The following is a 16,585-nucleotide window of genomic DNA, read 5'->3' as shown; positions in this document are numbered from 1 at the left end:
ACGGGCCCCGGGTTCAGTTCCAGTCGCTGTAGGAGGGGTAGCCGCCGCTCTCCGCGAAGTGCTCGCCGGGTCCCTCCAAGTCCTCCGGGAGCAGGCTCCACACGATGTAGTCGGTGCGTACCTCGGTCCACGTGCCGTCCTCGGCGCGGGCGCGGGCTATACAGGCGCCGCGCAGCACGCCCTCGCTGATGCAGCCGATCTTCTGGGCGACCTGCTGGGAGGCGGTGTTGTCGGCGGCGGTGCGCAGCTCGATGCGCTCGAACTTCTGGTCGGTGAGCAGCCATTGCGCGGTGGCCAGCGCCGCCTCTGAGGCGTAGCCCTCGCCGCGCGCCCAGGGGGCGATGATGTACGACAGCTCGGTGGAGCGGACATGCCAGTTGGTCTTGGCGAGTTGGACTATGCCGACCAGGCGCTGGGTGAGGAACTCGGTGACGGCGAGGTCGAGGCCGCGGCCCGCGCTGCGTTCGGCGGGCGCGTACTCGGTGATCCAACGGCGGGCCGCGGCCTCGCTGTAGGGCTGGGGCGCGGCGGTCCACGCCCCTACCTGTTCGTCGTTCATCATGTCGGCCAGGGCGGGCACGTCGTCCTCGTCGAGGGGACGCAGCACCAACCGCTCCGTGCTGATGGAGATGGTGGGGAAGGTGCTCGTCATGAAGCCGCTCCGTAGCCTTCGAAACCGTCAGGGCCCGACCTGCTGGGCCGTCAGGGCCTGCTGAACTGCCCAGCATGCAGCATGTGAGCACCGCGCCGCACCACGGGGTCCACCCCGAGTGATGGAGTGGACCCCGTGGGTGCGCAGGTCAGCCGGGGGTGACCGGCACACCCGCGCGCGGACGCCTCAGAAGGAGGCGATGACGGAGCCGGCGTACTTGTCCGCGATGAACTTCTTGACCTCGGGGGACGTGAGGAGCGCGGCGAGCTTCTTGACGCGCGGGTCGCTCTCGTCGCCCTTCTTCACGGCGAGGAAGTTGCCGTAGGGGTTGTTCTTGGCGGACTCCAGGACGAGGGCGTCCGAGGCGGGCTTGAGGTCGGCCTCGATGGCGTAATTGCCGTTGATGACGGCCGCGTCCACGTCGTCGAGGGAGCGCGGGGTCTGGGCCGCCTCCAGCTCCTTGAACCTGAGCTTCTTCGGGTTCGCGGTGATGTCCGCGGGCGTCGCGTCGTTGCCCACGCCGTCCTTGAGGGTGATGAGCTTGTTCGCGGCGAGCAGCTTCAGGGCGCGGGCCTCGTTGACGCTGTCGTTCGGGACGGCGATCGTCGCACCGCTCTTGAGGGCGTCGGCGCTCTTGACCTTGTGCGAGTAGAGGCCGAGTGGCTCCAGGTGGACCGTGACGACGGGCACGATGTGGGTGCCGTTCTTCTTGTTGAAGTCGTCGAGGTACGGCTGGTTCTGGAAGTAGTTGGCGTCGACCGAGCCGTCCTCCGTCGCCGTGTTCGGCGTGACGTAGTCGGTGAACTCCTTGACCTCCAGGTCGAGGCCCGCCTTCTTCGCCAGGTTGTCCTTGACGAAGTTCAGGATCTCGGCGTGCGGGGTGGGGCTCGCGGCGACGACCAGCGGGCCGCCGGAGGAAGACGAGGAGTCGGAGCCCTTGTCCGAGCCGCAGGCGCTGAGTCCGAGGGTGAGGGCTCCGGCGGCGAGGACGGCGGTGGTGATCTTGGCGGTGTTACGCACGAAAAGTGCCTTTCCTGAGGTGGTGCGGCCCCGCGTGGGGTGAGCGGGGAGTCTGTGGGGTGGGGCGGCGCCTCTTGGGCGCTTAAGCGACCTTGCCGACGTCCGTGGCTGCCTTGCCGACGTCCGCGGCCGCGGGCTCCTTCGCCTTCAGCAGGCGGAGCTTGGGCGCGGGGCCCGAGCGGCCGCCGCGGCGGTGCAGGGAGCGGGCCGCGTAGTCGCCGGCGAACTGGATGAGGGAGATGACGACGGCGAGGATCGCCACCGTGATCCACATCAGCTCGGTCTCGAAGCGCTGGTAGCCGTAGCGGATGGCGATGTCGCCGAGGCCACCGGCGCCGACCGTGCCGGCCATGGCGGAGTAGCCGATGAGGGCGACGATCGTGGTGGTGGTGCCGGCGATGAGGGAGGGCAGGGACTCCGGGACGAGGACCTTGCGCACGATCGTCCAGGTGTTGCCGCCCATCGCCTGCACGGCCTCGACGAGCCCGCCGTCCACTTCGCGGACAGCCGTCTCGACGAGGCGCGCGAAGAACGGGATGGCGCCGACGGCGAGCGGCACGATCGCGGCCTCCCGGCCGATGGTCGTCCCGGTGATCGTGCGGGTGAAGTTCATCAGCGCGACCATCAGGATGATGAACGGCAGCGAGCGGGCGACGTTCACGACCTGCCCGAGCACCCTGTTGGCGAGGACGTTCTGCAGCAGGCCGCCCCGGTCGGTCAGGACCAGCAGGACGCCGAGCGGGAGGCCGCCGACGACGGCGATGAGCGTGGACCAGCCGACCATGTAGAGGGTGTCCCAACACGCCTGGGACAGCAGGGGCTGCATCTCCGACCAGGTCACTTGGCACCTTCCTGCACCAGCACGGATGCGGGCTCCTGGCCCACGACGTCGATCTGGAGGCCCTGTTCGCGCAGGAAGCCGATCGGCACGACGTTGTCCTCGTAGCGGCCGGGCAGTTCGATGCGCATGCGGCCGACCTGGAGGCCGCCGACGGTGTCGATGGCGGCGCCGAGGATCGATATGTCGATGTTGTACGTGCGTGACAGCTGGGAGACGACGGGCTGGGTGGCGCTCTCGCCGTGGAAGGTGACGTCGACGACGGTGCGGTCCTCGCCGGTGGCTTCGCCGCCCACCGGGAAGAGCGCGGCGGCCAGTTCGGAGCCGGGGGTGGCGAGCAGTTCGCTGACCGTGCCGGACTCGACGACTCGGCCGTTCTCCATGAGCGCGGCGGAGTCGCAGATCGACTTCACCACGTCCATCTCGTGGGTGATGAGCAGGACGGTCAGGCCCAGCCGGCGGTTCAGGTCGCGCAGCAGTTGGAGGATGGAGCGGGTGGTTTCCGGGTCGAGGGCGCTGGTGGCCTCGTCGGAGAGCAGCACCTTCGGGTCGCCGGCGAGGGCTCGGGCGATGCCGACGCGCTGCTTCTGGCCGCCGGAGAGCTGGGCGGGGTAGGACTTGGCCTTGTCGGCGAGACCGACCAGGTCGAGCAGCTCCAGCGCCTTGCGGGAACGTTCCTTCCCCGAGATGCCGAGGATCTCCAGGGGGAGTTCGACGTTGTCCTGCACGGTGCGCGAGGACAGCAGGTTGAAGTGCTGGAAGACCATGCCGATCCGGCTGCGCGCCTGCCGCAGCTCCTTGCCGGCGCGGGGTCCGCGCCCTGCGAGCGCGGTGAGGTCCTGTCCGGCGACGGTGACCGTGCCGGCGGTGGGGCGCTCCAGGAGGTTGATGCAGCGGATCAGCGAGGACTTGCCGGCGCCGGACTGGCCGATGACGCCGTACACCTCGCCTTCACGGACGTGCAGGTCGACGCCGTCGAGGGCGGTGACCTCACGGCCGCGCGAGCGGTAGACCTTGGTGAGGTCCGTGGTGGTGATCACGTGGATTTCCGTCACTGTCGAGTGCGCGGGCGTGGGTGTGCCAGGGCGCACGGCTGCAGGCTGTCAGGGACGCGACACGGTTCTCGCTGTGGCGGGGAACCGGGGAGAAACATGTGCGCGGGGCGCGGCTGGTGTCCTGTACGGCGGACATGCGGCGTACGGACGTGCCACGGCGGCTCGCTTCGGGGCGCGAGCTCGGGGGGTGGTGCGGGGGCCCTCTAGAAGGCGCACATTCGACACATACAACGAGCACCGGGCGTCATGGTCGCCTCGGTCGCAAGGGTGCGGCTGCTCGTCGTGGTCATGAGCATCAGTAAACCAGACGTACGGTCCTGACCGAGACCCCGATGTCCGGATACTGGACAGCCGTGGACAGTTCGCACGTGAGCGCCCGGTGGGCCGGGCGGCCTGTGGTCGACGCCACCGTCGGCGGCCGGGCCTCGGGGCCGATCGCGGGGTGTCGATTACGCCGTAATAAGGTCACTGCATGCTTGATGCCCTGACGCTGGTGACCGGCGTCGCCGCGTTGCTGCTCGCCGCCTGGTGCGGCTGGGCCGCCTACCGTGACCAGCCGACGAAGGACTGGCACTTCATCGGGATGGCCGTGGTCTCGGCTCTGGCCACGGTCCAGCTGGTGGTCGGGATCGTGCAGTTGGCGCGGGGCGAGAAGCCGGAGCAGGGCACGACGATCTTCGTGGCGTATCTGCTGGGCGCGTTCGCGTGTGTGCCGACCGCGGGGTTCATGTCGCTGGCCGAGCGGACCCGCTGGGGTTCGGTGACGGTCGCCGCGGGCGGTGTGGTGCTCGCCGTGCTGGAGGTGCGGCTCTATGACATCTGGGGAGGCTGAGATGGCGGCGGTGCAGGAGAAGAAGCCGACCCGGCTCATCGGCGGGCCCGGGATGCTGCTGGTGTGGTTCTACGGCGTGATGGTGGTCGGGGCCGTGTCGCGGTCGGTGTACCAGATCGCGACGGAGTTCGACCGGGCGCCGCTGTCGTACACGCTGTCCGCGGTGGCGGGTCTCGTGTACGGGTTCATCACGTACTCGCTGGTGCGCGGCGGGGAGACCGCGCGGAGGGCGGCGCAGGTGTGCTGCGCCGCCGAACTCGCGGGCGTGCTGATCGTCGGCACCTGGACCGTGATCGAGCCGTCGGCCTTCCACGACGCGACCGTGTGGTCGGACTACGGCATGGGGTACGTGTTCATCCCCGTGCTGCTGCCGTTGTCCGCGCTGTACTGGCTGCGGAAGTCCCGGACCGCCGCGGCCACCGCCGTTACGCGGTAGCCGCGTACTCCCCCGCCTGCTTCTCCAGGACGATCATCAGTACGCCGTCCGTGCCCTCGGAGGTGCCGACCGTCTCGTAGCCGACGCGGCGGTAGAGGCGGAGGTTGCCCTCGCTGCGGTGGCCGGTGAAGAGGCGGAACTTCTTGGCGCCGCGCTCCTCGGCGAGCGCCGACTCCGCCGCGCGCAGCAGTCTCGCGCCGATGCCGTGCCCCTGGAGGCGGGGGTGGACGCAGAGCTTGCCGATGGCGGCGGCGCCGTCCTCGGTGAGGCTGCCGCGTACGGAGCCGACCACCTCGTCGCCCAGGCGGGCCACGAAGACGCAGTCGGTGGCGAGTTCCTGCCGGACGGAGTCGAGGCTCTGCACGAGCGGGTCGATGCGGTAGTTGCCGTACAGCGCGGCTTCACTCTGGAAGCACAGGTACTGCAGCCTGAAGATCTGCTCGACATCCTGCTCGGTCGCCACCGAGATGGTCACGCTCATGCCCATGTGCGCACGCCTCCCGCTCACCTGATCACCTATGGTCCCTCACTCCTATCCCCGCACTTCGTGAGCCGCAACCTCCGGCGCAAGCAAACGCCGCAGACATCCCAGACATCTGGAACGTTCCGGGCCGAGACTGCCCTGTGAGATACCCAACTCCCCCGCGATCTCGCGGTAGGTGAGGTCCTCCGGTGAGAGAAGCGCCTGGAGGAGCCGGGAGCAGCGGCCGGGGAGTCGGTGCACGGCCTCGCGCAGGGCACGGTGGCGGGCGGCGGTGAGGGCGAGCTGCTCGGGACCGCGGGAGGCGTCGTCGGCGGGGTCGCTCTCGTAGGGCTGCTCGCGGCGGGTCGTACGGCGGGTGCGGCGCACCTCGGCGCGGACGGCCCTGCGCAGCCAGCCCTGCGGGTCGGGTGGCGGGCCGTCGGAGGCGAGGTGCTCCAGGAGGCGGAGCCAGACCGCCTGTTCCAGGTCGCAGGGTTCCGTGCCGGTGGCGTGGGCCTCGGCGGAGGCCTCCGCGGTGAGCAGGGGGCGCAGGGCGATGAGCAAGTCGTGCGTCATATGCCAAACGATGCGGCCGCCCGGGCGGCTGGTTGCCGGGGCGGCCGACTGTCACTCCAACGGGGACTCAGCCCTTGACGAAGTCCGCGCGGGCGAGGACGCCCGTGTCGGCGTTGTCGGTGAAGACGCCGTCGATGCCGGTCGCGAAGTAGGTACGGAACGCGCCGAAGGGGTCGCCGTACCCGTCCGCGTCCGTGCCCTTGCGGAAGTTCGTGGGCAGGAAGGGGTTCTCGTTGCGCATGGTGTAGGGGTGCAGGATCAGGCCGACCGCGTGGGCGTCCTTCACCAGGGAGGTCGGGGTGGTGAGGTTGCCGGCCGCGTCCTTCGGGATGACGAGGTCGAGGGTGGGGCCGATGCCCTGGGCGTAGCCGGCGATCTCCCTGAGGCCGGCCCGGGTGATCAGGTCGGCGACGGTGCGCGGGTCGCCCGTCTCCACGAAGTCCCAGGGGCGGGTGTTCGCGGCCGACAGCAGGACCACGAGGGGGTTGTCGACCAGCTTGTTCAGGCGCTGGATGCTGGTCGGCTCGAAGGACTGCAGGATGACCGGCGAGTTCTTCCTGTCCTTGCCGTGCTTGTGGAGCAGCTTGGCGACCCGCTCCTCCAGGCCCAGACCCAGCTTGCGGAAGTAGGTGGGGTGCTTGGTCTCGGGGTAGATCCAGACCTGCTTGCCGCGCTTACGGGTCTGCTCGTCCTGCCACTTCAGGACCTCCTCGAAGGTGGGGATCTCCCAGCGGCCGTTGTAGAGCGTGTTGTGCGGGCGGTTGGCCGGGATGCGCTCGATCGCCCGCAGGGTCTTCAGCTCGGCGAGCGTGAAGTCCTCGGTGAACCATCCGGTCGTGGAGACGCCGTCGAGGACCTTGGTGGTCTTGCGGCCGGCGAACTCGGGATGGTCGGCGACGTCCGTCGTGCCGCCGATCTCCGGCTCGTGCCGGCACACCAGGTGACCGTCCTTGGTGGGGACGAGGTCGCCGGCCTCGACGATGTCGGCGCCCAGGTCGAGGGCCAGCTGGTAGGAGCCGAAGGTGTGCTCGGGGCGGTAGCCGCTGGCGCCGCGGTGACCGATGATCGTCGGCACGGGCAGGCTCTTCAGGCCCCCGCCATGGCCGCCGCCGGTCCGCGCCCCGGCGGCTCTCGCGGTGCCCGACAGGCCGAGGACGCCTCCGGTGGCGCCGAGCACGGCCGCGCCGAGAAGCGCCCGCCGTCCGGTTCCGCTCACGCTCGCCTGCTGGTTCGACTCCTGCGTGTCCTGCGTTCCCATGAGGGGCCTCCTGACCGTCGCCTCGTTCGTGCGGGCCGATCGTAAGGGCGTGGACATGACCGTCGGGAGACCTCGGTCCTAACACGCGGGTGACGGTGGATGGCGTGTGCCGTACGACGACCTGACGGACCGTCGGACGGGAGGAATGGGAGGAATGGGCGGGGGCCGCCGGGGAAGGCGGTCAGTACCGGCTGTGGTCAGTACCGGCTGCGGTCGTCCCGCTCGCGCAGTGCGCCGAGGGTGCCGGGGGCGGCGAGTACGAGCAGCAGCGGTACGGCGAAGGCGACGACGATGCCCATGAAATCCCTGACTCCCCTGACTCCCCCGGTTTCACGGCGTCGTTCCCGCCGTTCCGCCCAGGTGAAGGGCGGGCGGCGATTGCGCCGTCCAGGTAAACGTACGTCAACAGTGCGTAAGACCTGGGTGACCCGATGTGCGCCGGGGCCCGGGCCGCGAGTATCGTCCTCACCTGCACAGACTCATACCGTTTTCCCTTGACATCGGAGGGCTCGTTGTCCCGCTTCGCGCTCATCAAGGCAGTGCTCGGACCGGTCATGCGCCTGATGTTCCGCCCCCGGGTCGAGGGCGCGGAGCACATTCCCGGCGACGGCCCCGTCATCCTGGCGGGCAATCACCTCACGTTCATCGACTCGATGATCCTGCCGCTCGTGTGCGACCGGCAGGTCTTCTTCATCGGCAAGGACGAGTACGTCACCGGCACGTCCTTCAAGGGCCGGCTCATGGCCTGGTTCTTCACCGGCGTCGGCATGATCCCGGTCGACCGCGACGGCGGCCGCGGGGGCGTGGCCGCGCTGATGACCGGGCGACGGGTGCTGGAGGAGGGGAAGGTCTTCGGGATCTACCCCGAGGGGACGCGGTCGCCCGACGGCCGCCTGTACCGGGGGCGCACCGGTATCGCCCGGCTGACGTTGATGACGGGTGCGCCCGTCGTTCCCTTCGCGATGATCGGCACGGACAAGTTGCAGCCGGGCGGGGCGGGGATGCCCCGGCCCGGCCGGGTCACCGTTCGGTTCGGCGAGGCGATGGAGTTCTCGCGGTACGACGGGATGGACCGCGACCGGTATGTGCTGCGCGCCGTGACGGACTCCGTGATGACCGAGGTCATGCGGCTGTCCGGGCAGGAGTACGTGGACATGTACGCGACCAAGGCGAAGGAAGCTGCGTAGCGGCTTCGTTGTCCTACGGGGGCGCGACTGTCGTGCGGGGCGCGGCTGCGGGTGGGTCCCCGGGGGCGTGGGCGTCAGTCGTGCGCTTCCCCGCGCCCCTCACGTCCGCCGTCCAACCGTTGCCCGCGCAGCATGAACCACGCTGCCACCGCCGTCGCGAGCAGCACGATCGCGCCCGCGCCCGCCGCCAGCGTCAGGCCGTCCACGAACGCCTCGCGCGCCGAGGACAGCAGCTCCTGGGCCGTTTGCGACGGCAGCCGGCCCGCCGCCTCCACCGCGCCGCCCAGTGACTCATGGGCGCCCTCCGGTGTGCCCGCCGGGGCGGGGAAACCCCGGTAGACGCCCGTCACGATCGAGCCGAGTACGGCGATGCCCAGGGCCGCGCCCAGTTCGTAGGCCGTTTCGGAGACCGCGGAGGCCGCGCCCGCCTGATCCTTCGGTACCGAGCTCAGGATGACGTCGGCCGTCACCGTGAAGGAGAAGCCGGCGCCCACGCCGACCACCAGCAGGGCGGCTCCCAGCAGGGGGTAGCCGGTGGACTGGTTGATCGTCGTCAGGGCGGCCAGCGCCAGGCCGATCGCCGCGAGGCCGCCGGAGACCACGGCCCGTACCGAGAAGCGGCGGGCCGCGCGGCCGGCGATCAGGCCGGCCGCCACCGCGCCTACCGCGGCGGGCAGTTCGGCCAGGCCGGCCTCGAACGGGCGCCTGCCCTGGACGAGTTGCAGATACTGGGAGAGGAAGAACACCAGGCCGGACAGGCCCAGGATGGTCAGCAGGTCGGCCAGGACCGCGCCGCTGAAGCCGCGGTTGCGGAACAGGCGCATGTCCAGCAGGGGCGCTTCAAGGGTCAGCTGGCGGCGGACGAAGCCGTGGAGCGCCGCCGCGCCCAGCAGGCCCGTGCCCACCGAGGCCCAGGTGAGGCCGTGCGTCGCGGCCTCCTTGACGGCGTAGACGATGCCGATCATGCCGACCAGGGACAGGACGACGCTCACCAGGTCCCACGGGCCCGGGTTCGGGGTGCGCGACTCGGGGAGCGTCCTGATGCCGACGAGGACCAGGACGACCATCACGGGCAGGTTGATGAGGAAGACCGAGCCCCACCAGAAGTGCTGGAGGAGGAAGCCGCCCACGATGGGCCCGACGGCGGTGCCCGCGGAGGCCGTCGCGCCCCAGATGCCCACGGCCAGGCTGCGTTCGCGCGGATCGTGGAAGAGGTTGCGGATCAGGGCGAGGGTGGCGGGCATGAGGGTCGCGCCGGCCACGCCGAGCAGGGCGCGGGCCGCGATCATCGTCTCCGGGGTCGTCGCGTAGGCGTTGAGGACCGATATCAGGCCGAAGGCCGTGGCGCCGACGAGCAGGATGCGCTTGCGGCCGATGCGGTCGCCGAGGCTGCCCATCGAGACGAGCAGGCCGGCGATGACGAAGGAGTAGACGTCGCCGATCCAGAGGAGCTGGGTGCCCGAGGGCTTGAGATCCTCGCTGATGAAGGGGGTCGCGAGACCGAGGACGGTCGCGTCGACGGCCACCAGCAGCACGGCGAGCACGAGGACGCAGAGCGCGAGCCAACGGTCCGGCCGCTTCACCGCCTCGGTCGTGCTCGCCGGCCGCAGGGTGCTGGTCATGATTCCTCTCTCTGTCGTGCGGGGTCCCGTGGCGCTAGGTCCTGTGGTGCGGGGTCCTGTGGTGCGGGATGCCGTAGTGCGCCGCCGAGGAGCAGCTCGGCGATCATGTGCTGGAAGTCCTTGGGCGCGCCCTTGCCGCTCTGCACCAGCCACGTGCCGGAGGCCAGCAGGCCGAACAGCGCCTCGGTGAGCCAGGCGGGCGTGAGGTCGATGCGGAACTCGCCGTTCAGCTGTCCGCGCCGGAACAGGGCGGAGATGCGGTCGTCGATCCTGGTCCAGCCCGGGTTCTGTTCCTCGCCCTCGAACAGCTGGTTCTCGGTGTAGAGGAAGGCGAGCAGGCCGGCGGCCGACTCGATCTCGGCCACCAGACGGCGTACGGCGTCGCCGGCCGGGCCCTCGTCCAGCCGGGCCGCGTCCAGGGCGTGGTCGCACTCCGTGATGCCGAGGGCCTCCAGGGCGCGGACGAGGGCGTCGCGCCCGGCGAAGTGCCGGTGCAGCGTGGCGCGGCTGATCCCGGCCGCCTTGGCGACCTCGTCCATCGTCGCGGTGGATTTGCGGGTCAGCAGGGCGGCAGCGCTGCGGAGTACGTGCTCACGGTCGACGGCCATGAGACAACAATAACCCATGTGAGACATTCATGTCTCACTGCGGGCACGGCTGACTCACTGACGTCGGTCGAGCGGGGTTCTCAGTGCCAGGGCAGGCCGCCGCGCCGCTCCCAGTACGTCTGCGGGGTCTCCGCCAGCGCGGACAGCCGGTCGAGCTGGTCGTCGTCGAGGTCCACGACCGCCGCGTGCAGGTTGGAGGCGAGCTGGGTGGCCGTCGCGGCGCCGGAGAGGACGACCCCGGCCCAGGGCCGGCGCAGGATCAGGGCGAGGGCGACCGCGTCACAGCCGAGAGACGTCTCTCCCGCGACGGTCTTCAGGGCGTCCGGCGCGTACGGCTCCGCGAGGCGGCCGTTGGCCATGCCCTCCTTCACGATCACCGTGAGTCCGGCGTCGTGGGCCTCGGCGAGGGCGGGGCCGGCCGAGGTCTCCAGGGCGTTGTACGTCGACTGGACCGTACGGAAGAGGGGCTCGCCGTCGACCGTCACGGCGAGGGCGGCGCGGATGGCGTCGGCCTGGGCGGGGCCGCTGGTGGAGAAGCCCACGGTGAGGCCCTGGGCGGCGGCTTCGGCGAGCCTGGCGTGGAGCTCCTTGTCGGTGAGGGCCGGGCTGTCCGGGGTCACCGAGTGGATCTGGTAGAGGTCGAGCCGGTCGCCGAGGAGTTCCTCCGTCTCGGCGCGCTGACGTTCGTAGGCGGCGAGGCTGTGGTCCTTGACCTCGTGCCGCTCCGCGTCCGTCGTCCAGTCGGCGGTATAGGTGTAGCCCCACTTGCTGCCTACGACGATGTCGTCGACGTCGGGCCTGACCTTCAGCCAGTCGGCCAGGAACTCCTCGGCGCGGCCGTAGGAGCGGGCCGCGTCGAAGTAGCGGACGCCCTGGGCGTAGGCGGCGTCCAGGAGTTCGTGGGTGCGGGTGCGCAGGGCGTTGACGCTGCGGTCGGCGCCGAGGTCCCGGTCGCGTCCGACGTTGATGTAGCCGGGGCGGCCGACGGCGGCGAGACCCAGGCCGATGTGGCAGGTGGGGGTCGTCGCTGAGGCGAGGCGGGCGAAGGGCATCGCGGGCTCCGTTCGGTGGCTCCTTGCGGCTGCCACCAACCTAACCCGCATGCCGCTGACAAAACGTGAGCCCACCCGCGAGGTGCGGCAACGGTCCGTTTCCGCGCCAGGCTCGACGAGCGACCCCGGGCAGGCGGGCGGGTTCCCGGTGCGGTGTCCGCCACCGGCTCCCCCGCCCCCCTGTCACTTCTTTGTCACTTCTTGGCGTCCGCCCAGCTGTGCTGCGCCGCCACGTCGGCCTTGACCTCGACGAGCTGGACGGCGACCGCGCTGGGCGCCGTACCGCCGCGGCCGTCGCGGGAGGCGAGGGCGCCCTGGACGTTGAGGACGGTGCGGACCTCGGGGGTCAGGTGGGCGGAGATCTTCGCGAACTGCTCGTCCGTCAGCTCGTCCAGTTCCTTGCCCTCGGCCTCCGCGGCCTTGACGCACTCGCCGGCCACCTCGTGCGCCACGCGGAACGGCACGCCCTGCTTGACCAGCCACTCGGCGATGTCGGTGGCGAGGGAGAACCCGGCCGGGGCCAGCTCCTCCATGCGCTCGCGGTGGACGGTGAGGGTGGCGACCATGCCGGTGAAGGCGGGGAGCAGGACCTCCAGCTGGTCGCAGGAGTCGAAGACCGGCTCCTTGTCCTCCTGGAGGTCGCGGTTGTAGGCGAGCGGGAGGGCCTTGAGAGTGGCCATGAGGCCGGTCAGGTTGCCGATCAGGCGGCCCGACTTGCCGCGCGCCAGCTCCGCGATGTCGGGGTTCTTCTTCTGCGGCATGATCGACGAGCCCGTGGAGAACGCGTCGTGCAGCGTCACGAAGGAGAACTCCTTCGTGTTCCAGATGATGATCTCCTCGGAGATCCGGGAGAGGTTGACCCCGATCATCGCGGTGATGAAGGCGAACTCTGCGACGAAGTCGCGGGAGGCCGTGCCGTCGATGGAGTTGCCGACGCTGCCGTGCTCGAAGCCGAGGTCCTTCGCGACCGCCTCCGGGTCCAGGCCGAGGCTGCTGCCCGCGAGGGCTCCCGAGCCATACGGCGAGACGGCCGTGCGCTCGTCCCACTGGCGCAGCCGCTCGGCGTCCCGGGACAGGGACTGCACGTGCGCGAGGACATGGTGGGCGAAGAGCACCGGCTGGGCGTGCTGCAAGTGGGTGCGGCCGGGCATCGCCACGTCCGGGTGGGCCTCCGCCAGGCCGATCAGGGCGTCCTGGAGCTCGGCCACGAGGCCGCCGATGATCCGGGCGTGGTCACGCAGGTACATCCGGAAGAGGGTGGCGACCTGGTCGTTGCGGGAGCGGCCCGCGCGCAGCTTGCCGCCGAGGTCGGGGCCGAGGCGCTCCAGGAGGCCGCGCTCCAGGGCGGTGTGGACGTCCTCGTCGGCGATGGTGCCCACGAAGGAGCCGTCGGCGACGTCCGCCTCCAGCTGGTCGAGCCCGGCGATCATGCGGGTCAGCTCGTCCTCGGTGAGCAGGCCCGCCTTGTGCAGCACGCGCGCGTGGGCGCGCGAACCGGCGATGTCGTAGGGCGCGAGCCGCCAGTCGAAGTGGACGGACGCGGACAGCTTCGCCAGGGCCTCGGCGGGACCGTCGGCGAAACGGCCGCCCCAGAGCCGTACGTCACCGCTGTTGCTGCTCACTTGCGTTGCTCCTCATCGCCGCACTGAACGTCCTGCATGATTATGCAGAGCTATGCATGATTCGTCAATTCTGGGGGCTCCGGCGAAGTTCGGTAAGAGAATTCGAAGCCGCCTTGAACAACAACAACCGCTTACCCGTACTTCACACCGACGCTGGCGCCGCGTTTGTAAACCCACTCCTGACCCAAGTGAGGCATCCCCATGTCCAGGGCTCTTCCGAAGTACAACAAGCGTCGCGTGGCGATCATCGGCGGCGCCGCCGCTCTGGCCCTGACCGGGGCGGTGGTCGTGAACCAGGCCCTCGCCGGGGAGTCGTCCGACAGCGGCAGCACAACCAACGCCAAGACCCTCGCCAGCCCCGGCACCATCACGTGCCCGGACGTGGCCTCCCAGCTGCCCGCGATCCCCGCCACCGCGCAGGCCGAGGTGGACCGGAACCTGGCGCTGCTTCAGACGCAGATCGACGAGGCCAACAAGCGGCTCGTCGACACCGTGGGCCAGGGCGGCCCGAACTTCGTGCAGAACGCGATCCTCGGCCCGCTGAAGGACAAGCGCGTGTCCACGATCGACCGCATCGCCATCTCGATCGGCCGCAAGGGCACCAAGCCGCAGGGTCTCGACGCGCTCGCTCCGTGCGCCCTCAACGCGGGCGGCGTCGCCGACACCGGTGCCGGGGCGGGAGCCGGGGCCGGCGCGGGAGCAGGCGCAGGCGCAGGCGGAGAGGCGGGCGCGGGTGACGCGGCCGCCGGGAACAACGCGGCGGGCGGGGGCGCGGGTGACGCGGCCGCCGGCAACAACGCGGGCGGCAACGCCGCGGGCGACGCGGCCGGCGTCGGCACGATCAGCTGCCCCGACGTCGCCTCGCAGCTGCCCGCGATCCCCGCCACCGCGCAGGCCGAGGTGGACCGGAACCTGGCGCTGCTGCAGACGCAGATCAACGAGGCCAACACCCGGCTCCAGAACACGGTCGGCCAGGGCGGCGCCAACTTCGTGCAGAACGCGATTCTCGGCCCGCTGAAGGACAAGCGCGTGTCCACGATCGACCGCATCGCCATCTCGATCGGCCGCAAGGGCACCAAGCCGCAGGGTCTCGACGCGCTGGCCGCCTGCACGTTGAACAAGTGACGTGACAGGCCCAGCGGCCGCCCCGAGAAGCGCCGGCCGGGGCGGCCGCTGCGGTGTTCCATCGAGGGAATCGCGAATTTCCTTAGACAGCCAAAAGGATTTCCCGGATAATCGTTAGACATGGGAAAGACCTATGAGCGCATCGACGGGCGGCTCCGCACGTTCATCGAGCAGCAGCCCCTGTTCTTCACCGCGACCGCGCCCCTGTCCGGCGACGGCACGGTCAACCTCTCCCCCAAGGGCCTCAAGGGCTCGTTCGCCGTACTCGACGAACACACCGTGGCCTACCTCGACTTCGCGGGCTCCAACGCGGAGACCGTCGCGCACCTGCGGGAGAACGGCCGGATCACGCTGATGTGGTGCGCCTTCCAGGGGCCGCCGAACATCGTGCGGGTGCACGGCCGCGGCGAACCCGTCTTCCGCGACGACCCCCGCTTCCGGGAGCTCCTCGCCCACTTCGCCGGCATCGACCCGACCCCGCACGGGCTGCGCGCGATCATCGTCGTGCACGCCGAACTGGTCCGGGACACATGCGGGTTCGCGGTGCCCTTCATGACCTACGACGAGGACCGCGAGCTGCACGCGAAGCGGTTCGCGCGGGAGGACGACGCGTCGCTCAACGCGTACTTCGAGAGCAAGGAGCACATCGCCACGAGCCTGGACGGACTGCCCGGACTGCCGTTGCCCCTGCGTCCGATTTGACGGAATTCCCCCTTCCGCCGCTCTCGTCCCCTAGCGTGGCCTCACACGTGCGCGCACGTGCGCAGGTGTCACCTTCTCGGCCGTGAACGGCCGAGCTTGTGCGCTCGGTCGTTCACGCTTCGTCGCGCTCCCGACTGTCCCCTACGACAGGACGGTCACGGGTCGCATCCACCCTCTCCCCAAGTGAGCTCAGGGGGAGGGTGCGGGTGCGGTGACAAGCACCCACGCCGAGCGGGCGCGGTTGCGCACGTTGACCCCGGCGACGTGGTCGGCGGGCCCAGCGAGGCCACACCGGCGACAGCAAAAATGTTCCCGGGTCGACCGATTGGCCTTCTCGGTGTGGCCGCAGCGCGGGCAGCGCTGCGAGGTATGGCGCGGATCCACCTCCATAAACGGCACCCCGGCTTGACGGGCCTTGTACCTCAGGTGCTCGCCCAGCTGTTGGAAGGGCCAGGAGGAGAGGGTGGCTCGCTGGTCGCGGCGAAGCCGTACCCGCTCGCGGATCCCGCCGAGTTCCTCGACGGCGATCCCGCGACCGGTGCGTTGCGCGACAGACACGATCTCCTTGGAAATCTTGTGGCTTACGTGAGTGGCATGACGCTGCTCCTTCTGCGTCCGCCGTGCGAGGCGACGGGTGGCCGGGCGGGTCTGCTTCTTTTGCAGTTCGGTGCGTTTGCGGGCCTGCCAGCGCCGGTAGCGCGACAGGCGCCGGCCCTGGTAGTTGGTGCCGTCGGAGGTGGTGGCGAGGTTAACGATGCCGCGGTCCACGCCGACGAAGTCCACCGGCTTGTACACCTCGGGATCGGGCACCTCGCAGGTGGCGATCAGATACCACCTGCCGCTCCGGCAGATGAGATCGCTCTCGCCGCGCCGGTACTGCACCAGTGTCTTGAGCTGGTCGACATGGCCGGTGTAGCGCAGGTTCTTCAGCCGACCCTGAACCGTCCAGATCGACACCGTGCGCGCGTCGTGCTGCCACGACAGACACCGGTCGTCGAACGGCTGGGCTGCCTCGGGCCGGAAGACGATCGGGGTGCCGGTGGCCTTGAGCCAGCGTTTCGAGCCGGGCTTGCCGAGGTTTCCGGCCGTCAGGTTCGCCTGCAGGGTGGCGTAGGCGTCGACGGTCTTCTTGATCGCGCGGACGGCGGGCTGGGCGGAGAGACCAAAGCTCGCCTTGATGTCCGTATACACCAGCTTCTGCAGCTCGTTGCGCCGGTACAGGCCCTGCTCAAAGGCGGTACAGGACACATGGTCGGCCGCGCGGTTGCAGGCGTGCAGGGTCGCCTCTAGTACCGACGCCTGCTCGGGCGTCAGCAGCAGCTTCACCTGCACCACCAGCTTCATGACATCGGACCGTAGTACGACCACCACACGCACAGGCGACACTTCTGCGAGCATCACCGATCTCGGCGACATGAGGAACGACTGTTCGCATAACCCGACTCCGTCGGGCAGCGGTACGGGCGCTCCGCGCCCACAGGGAATCGAAGCGGCGACGCTCCGCGTCGCGGTCGCGGGAGGCGATTCCTCCCCGGCG

Annotated in this window: 17 protein-coding genes; 5 read left to right on the top strand and 12 right to left on the bottom strand. The window is 70.1% G+C overall.

Going from position 1 to position 16,585, the window contains the following annotated elements:
* Positions 1-13: 13 nt before the first annotated feature.
* The 4 genes from ACZ5SK_RS16655 to ACZ5SK_RS16640 form a co-directional block, all read right to left on the bottom strand.
* On the bottom strand, positions 14-652 hold the full coding sequence (locus ACZ5SK_RS16655; protein WP_361701659.1) for a GNAT family N-acetyltransferase: 639 nt from the start codon (positions 650-652) through the stop codon (positions 14-16).
* A gap of 186 nt (positions 653-838) precedes the next feature.
* Complete coding sequence (locus ACZ5SK_RS16650; RefSeq protein ID WP_334583280.1) at positions 839-1,672, bottom strand: MetQ/NlpA family ABC transporter substrate-binding protein; 834 nt, start codon at positions 1,670-1,672, stop codon at positions 839-841.
* 82 nt (positions 1,673-1,754) lie between these two features.
* Entirely contained in the window at positions 1,755-2,513 is a 759-nt protein-coding gene (locus ACZ5SK_RS16645) for a methionine ABC transporter permease (RefSeq protein WP_334583281.1), read from the bottom strand.
* A complete protein-coding gene (locus tag ACZ5SK_RS16640) occupies positions 2,510-3,550 on the bottom strand; it encodes a methionine ABC transporter ATP-binding protein (protein WP_334583282.1) in 1,041 nt (346 codons plus the stop codon). Before ACZ5SK_RS16640 ends, ACZ5SK_RS16645 begins: the two co-directional genes overlap by 4 nt.
* 487 nt (positions 3,551-4,037) lie before the next feature.
* Here ACZ5SK_RS16640 and ACZ5SK_RS16635 point away from each other — a divergent pair, with 487 nt between their 5' ends.
* Both ACZ5SK_RS16635 and ACZ5SK_RS16630 read left to right on the top strand, forming a co-directional pair.
* The gene (locus ACZ5SK_RS16635) at positions 4,038-4,397 is read left to right on the top strand and encodes a hypothetical protein (RefSeq protein WP_079663454.1); all 360 of its coding nucleotides are present in this window, start codon (positions 4,038-4,040) and stop codon (positions 4,395-4,397) included.
* Complete coding sequence (locus ACZ5SK_RS16630; RefSeq protein WP_457493937.1) at positions 4,378-4,833, top strand: hypothetical protein; 456 nt, start codon at positions 4,378-4,380, stop codon at positions 4,831-4,833. The genes ACZ5SK_RS16635 and ACZ5SK_RS16630 overlap by 20 nt, the downstream gene beginning before the upstream one ends.
* Here ACZ5SK_RS16630 and ACZ5SK_RS16625 read toward each other — a convergent pair.
* The 3 genes from ACZ5SK_RS16625 to ACZ5SK_RS16615 form a co-directional block, all read right to left on the bottom strand.
* The gene (locus ACZ5SK_RS16625) at positions 4,823-5,320 is read right to left on the bottom strand and encodes a GNAT family N-acetyltransferase (RefSeq protein ID WP_079663452.1); all 498 of its coding nucleotides are present in this window, start codon (positions 5,318-5,320) and stop codon (positions 4,823-4,825) included. The two genes, ACZ5SK_RS16630 and ACZ5SK_RS16625, sit on opposite strands and share 11 nt — an antisense overlap.
* Positions 5,321-5,365: 45 nt before the next feature.
* On the bottom strand, positions 5,366-5,872 hold the full coding sequence (locus ACZ5SK_RS16620) for an RNA polymerase sigma factor (RefSeq protein WP_334583284.1): 507 nt from the start codon (positions 5,870-5,872) through the stop codon (positions 5,366-5,368).
* 67 nt (positions 5,873-5,939) lie between these two features.
* The gene (locus tag ACZ5SK_RS16615) at positions 5,940-7,130 is read right to left on the bottom strand and encodes a glycerophosphodiester phosphodiesterase (protein WP_468576215.1); all 1,191 of its coding nucleotides are present in this window, start codon (positions 7,128-7,130) and stop codon (positions 5,940-5,942) included.
* 512 nt (positions 7,131-7,642) lie between these two features.
* On the opposite strand from ACZ5SK_RS16615, the gene ACZ5SK_RS16610 reads away from it, so the two are divergent.
* The gene (locus tag ACZ5SK_RS16610) at positions 7,643-8,317 is read left to right on the top strand and encodes a lysophospholipid acyltransferase family protein (protein WP_334583833.1); all 675 of its coding nucleotides are present in this window, start codon (positions 7,643-7,645) and stop codon (positions 8,315-8,317) included.
* Between the two features lie 74 nt (positions 8,318-8,391).
* On the opposite strand, the gene ACZ5SK_RS16605 is transcribed toward ACZ5SK_RS16610, so the two are convergent.
* From ACZ5SK_RS16605 to argH, 4 genes are all read right to left on the bottom strand, one after another.
* The gene (locus tag ACZ5SK_RS16605; RefSeq protein WP_334583286.1) at positions 8,392-9,939 is read right to left on the bottom strand and encodes an MFS transporter; all 1,548 of its coding nucleotides are present in this window, start codon (positions 9,937-9,939) and stop codon (positions 8,392-8,394) included.
* A complete protein-coding gene (locus ACZ5SK_RS16600) occupies positions 9,936-10,547 on the bottom strand; it encodes a TetR/AcrR family transcriptional regulator (protein WP_334583287.1) in 612 nt (203 codons plus the stop codon). Before ACZ5SK_RS16600 ends, ACZ5SK_RS16605 begins: the two co-directional genes overlap by 4 nt.
* A gap of 80 nt (positions 10,548-10,627) precedes the next feature.
* Positions 10,628-11,599 carry an aldo/keto reductase gene (locus tag ACZ5SK_RS16595; RefSeq protein WP_334583288.1) on the bottom strand — a complete coding sequence of 324 codons (972 nt, stop codon included), beginning with the start codon at positions 11,597-11,599 and terminating at the stop codon, positions 10,628-10,630.
* A gap of 194 nt (positions 11,600-11,793) precedes the next feature.
* The gene (gene argH, locus ACZ5SK_RS16590; RefSeq protein WP_334583289.1) at positions 11,794-13,221 is read right to left on the bottom strand and encodes an argininosuccinate lyase; all 1,428 of its coding nucleotides are present in this window, start codon (positions 13,219-13,221) and stop codon (positions 11,794-11,796) included.
* Positions 13,222-13,422: 201 nt separating this feature from the next.
* Between argH and ACZ5SK_RS16585 the strand changes: the two genes are divergently transcribed.
* A complete protein-coding gene (locus tag ACZ5SK_RS16585; RefSeq protein WP_468576213.1) occupies positions 13,423-14,346 on the top strand; it encodes a hypothetical protein in 924 nt (307 codons plus the stop codon).
* 120 nt (positions 14,347-14,466) lie between these two features.
* A complete protein-coding gene (locus tag ACZ5SK_RS16580) occupies positions 14,467-15,048 on the top strand; it encodes a pyridoxamine 5'-phosphate oxidase family protein (RefSeq protein WP_334583291.1) in 582 nt (193 codons plus the stop codon).
* 189 nt (positions 15,049-15,237) lie between these two features.
* Here the strand turns inward: ACZ5SK_RS16580 and ACZ5SK_RS16575 are convergent, their stop codons facing one another.
* A complete protein-coding gene (locus ACZ5SK_RS16575; RefSeq protein WP_334583292.1) occupies positions 15,238-16,392 on the bottom strand; it encodes an RNA-guided endonuclease InsQ/TnpB family protein in 1,155 nt (384 codons plus the stop codon).
* Between the last annotated feature and the right edge of the window lie 193 nt (positions 16,393-16,585).

This window comes from Streptomyces sp. NPDC031474, from assembly GCF_055581185.1.
Note: the sequence above shows the minus strand (reverse complement) of the source record. Positions and strands in the feature narration are given on the sequence as shown.